This is a genomic window from Halorubrum sp. CBA1125 (assembly GCF_009742825.1).
In the GTDB taxonomy this organism is placed as follows: domain Archaea; phylum Halobacteriota; class Halobacteria; order Halobacteriales; family Haloferacaceae; genus Halorubrum.
Genome location: NZ_WPCE01000297.1, coordinates 1 through 2,308 on the forward strand (window position 1 = coordinate 1; position 2,308 = coordinate 2,308).

The window sequence follows — 2,308 nt, forward strand, 5'->3', positions numbered from 1 at the left end:
CGACCGCGTCGACCGCGTCGGGCCCGTGTTCCGCCTCGGCCGCCGTCAGGACCGCGTCGACGACCGCCGGGATCGCCTCCGACATGTGCTCTGCGGCCTCGCGCGGGTGAATGCCGCCGCTGTCGGGCTCGTACGGGTCGGACTCGATCAGAACGGTGTCGGCCTCGGCGTCGTACAGGGCGGCGCTCGCACACCACGCGGTCCCCTCGATGCCGAGAACGCGCATCCGGCGGGCGTTACGCTTCCTCGGCGTCCGCGTCGCCCTCGCCGCCGATCTTGTTGCGTTCGAGCATGTACTCCTGCTCGACGTCGAGCGCGTGCTCGGCGGTGTCGTACACCTTCGCGTAGCCGACCGTCTTGCGCATGCCGAACTTCGTATCGAGCTCGTGGACGACGACCTCCTCGGAGTCTTTGTCGAGCTTCGCAGCCAGCGAGTCGCGGACCGAGAGGCGGGAGGGCGTCGCCTCCTCGTGTGTCGTCTCGAAACGGATGTCCGTGCGGTGCAACATGGGGTTCTCCTCTTCGGAGATGATGTCGACGTCCATGGTTAGTTGGGCGTATATCCCCCCGAAAGCTGTAAAAGGATTTCGAAGCGGGGGTGTCGCCGTCGAATTCCCGCAGCGGTCGCCGGGACGGACGCTACGACTCGGGGGCGACGCCGAGCGCACCGTACGCAGCCGCGACGTCGCCGTCGAGCGACTCGAAGAGGTCGCGGGCCTCCGTTCTGGTCTCCGGGGTGACGGCGACGCGGACCATCCCCTCGCCGGGCTGACCGTAGACAATGCTCGCGCCCGTCGGCGCCGCCAGGATCGCCGGCAGCGCGGCCAGGTCCTCCTCACCGGTGACCGCGATCGTGACCGGCTCGTCCGCGGCGAGCGCCTCGGACAGCGCCGCGAGCAGGTCCGCCGACAGCGACGCCGGCGGGTTCTCGACGCGATCCGACGCCCCCGCCGCGTCCGCGAGCGCGGCCTCGATCTCGGCGTCGACCGCCGTCCGTTCCGTCTTCCCGTCGACGATCGCGACGTCGGGGACGCGACCCGCCTCGCGGAGGTGATAGGTGACGACGTCGCCGACGGCGACGAGCGGCGCCTCGGGCGCGTCGTGGCTGGCCCGGGTCCGGTCGGCCGCCGCCAGCAGGCGCTCGACGTCGGTCGTCACCGGACCGAGCGGGGCCTTGAACGCGTCGCGCAACGAATCGGGTAGGGTGAGCATCGGGGGTGGCGCGAAACCACGCCGGCGTCGCTATCGGACCTTCAGCGCGTACGCGCCGGCCTGAGCGACGTTCATCTCCTCGGCGATCTGGCTCTCCTCGGGCTGCGTGACGATGACGTAGCCCGCCCAGTCCTCCGTCAGCGACGACGACCCGCAGTGCTCGCAGGTCTGTGCGTCGGGGTCGTTGACGTGGTGACACTCCCGACACGCCAGGCGGTCCTCGGCCATCAGTCGGCCTCCTCGCCCGTCTGTTCGCGGTGTCGGCGCTGCCCCTCCAGCCACTCGTGTTTCCCGAGGCCGGGCTGTTTCGCGGTGAGCCCGATCTTCGAGTCGCGCGGGTTGCGCTCGTCGATGCTCTTCGTGACGATCCGGACCCGGACGGCGTCGTCGACGCCGAGGGTCTTGTCGGAGTCCGAAGAGGCGAGCTGCTGGTTCGCGCCGTCAAACGTGAGGTACTCGTCGGTGATCTGCGAGACGTGCAACAGCCCGTCCACCGGACCGATCCCCACGAACGCGCCGAACTCGACGGTCTCGACGACCGTCCCGTCGGCGACCTCCTGCATGTCGGGATCGTAGGTGAGCGCCTCGAACTCGGCCTCGTAGTAGACGCCGGGGCGGTTGTGCAACACCGCCCCCTCGCCGATGTCGTGGACTTCGATGACGCTCACGACGCTGCCGACGTCCTCGTCCATCCGTCCTTCCAGTTTGTCCTGGAGCAGGGCCTTCACTCGCTCGTCGGTGACGTCCGCCAGGTGTTTCGGCGGGACCTCGACCGTGTCCTTGAGTCGAACTCGTTTGTACATGATTGGTGATCCGCGTCCGCTAGGGTTCCGTTATCGCCAGTGCGTTCCGACCCCTTAAACCGATTACTGGTGCGTCCGCCGCCAGCACCCGGCTCGCGAGGGGGCGATCGTTGGTGACGACGCCGTCGACCCGGCCTGACGCGGCCAGCTCGACCAGCGCGTCGTCTGCGTACGATTCGTCCGTCGTGACCGTTTCGGCCCGCGCCGCCAGGTCCGCGGCCACGCTCGCCGCCGTCGCCGCCTCGCCGGCCCCGCGCTGAAGCCCGGCGAGCTCGTCGAGGACCGCCTCCGGA

Annotated in this window: 5 protein-coding genes and 1 pseudogene; all 6 read right to left on the minus strand. The window is 69.6% G+C overall.

What is annotated here, in order from left to right:
• Window positions 1-226 (minus strand): annotated as a pseudogene (locus GJ633_RS15900) (serine/threonine protein kinase); the annotation flags it as partial.
• A 10-nt stretch (window positions 227-236) separates the two neighbouring features.
• Complete coding sequence (locus GJ633_RS15905) at window positions 237-545, minus strand: 30S ribosomal protein S24e (RefSeq protein ID WP_156589553.1); 309 nt, start codon at window positions 543-545, stop codon at window positions 237-239.
• A 94-nt stretch (window positions 546-639) separates the two neighbouring features.
• Entirely contained in the window at window positions 640-1,212 is a 573-nt protein-coding gene (locus tag GJ633_RS15910) for a GTP-dependent dephospho-CoA kinase family protein (protein ID WP_156589554.1), read from the minus strand.
• A gap of 30 nt (window positions 1,213-1,242) precedes the next feature.
• Entirely contained in the window at window positions 1,243-1,440 is a 198-nt protein-coding gene (gene spt4, locus GJ633_RS15915) for a transcription elongation factor subunit Spt4 (protein WP_156589555.1), read from the minus strand.
• Window positions 1,440-2,015 carry a DNA-directed RNA polymerase gene (locus GJ633_RS15920; protein ID WP_156589556.1) on the minus strand — a complete coding sequence of 192 codons (576 nt, stop codon included), beginning with the start codon at window positions 2,013-2,015 and terminating at the stop codon, window positions 1,440-1,442. The genes spt4 and GJ633_RS15920 overlap by 1 nt, the downstream gene beginning before the upstream one ends.
• Window positions 2,016-2,034: 19 nt before the next feature.
• Window positions 2,035-2,308 (minus strand): DUF188 domain-containing protein (locus GJ633_RS15925; protein ID WP_197431380.1); only part of this gene is annotated, 274 nt, incomplete at its 5' end.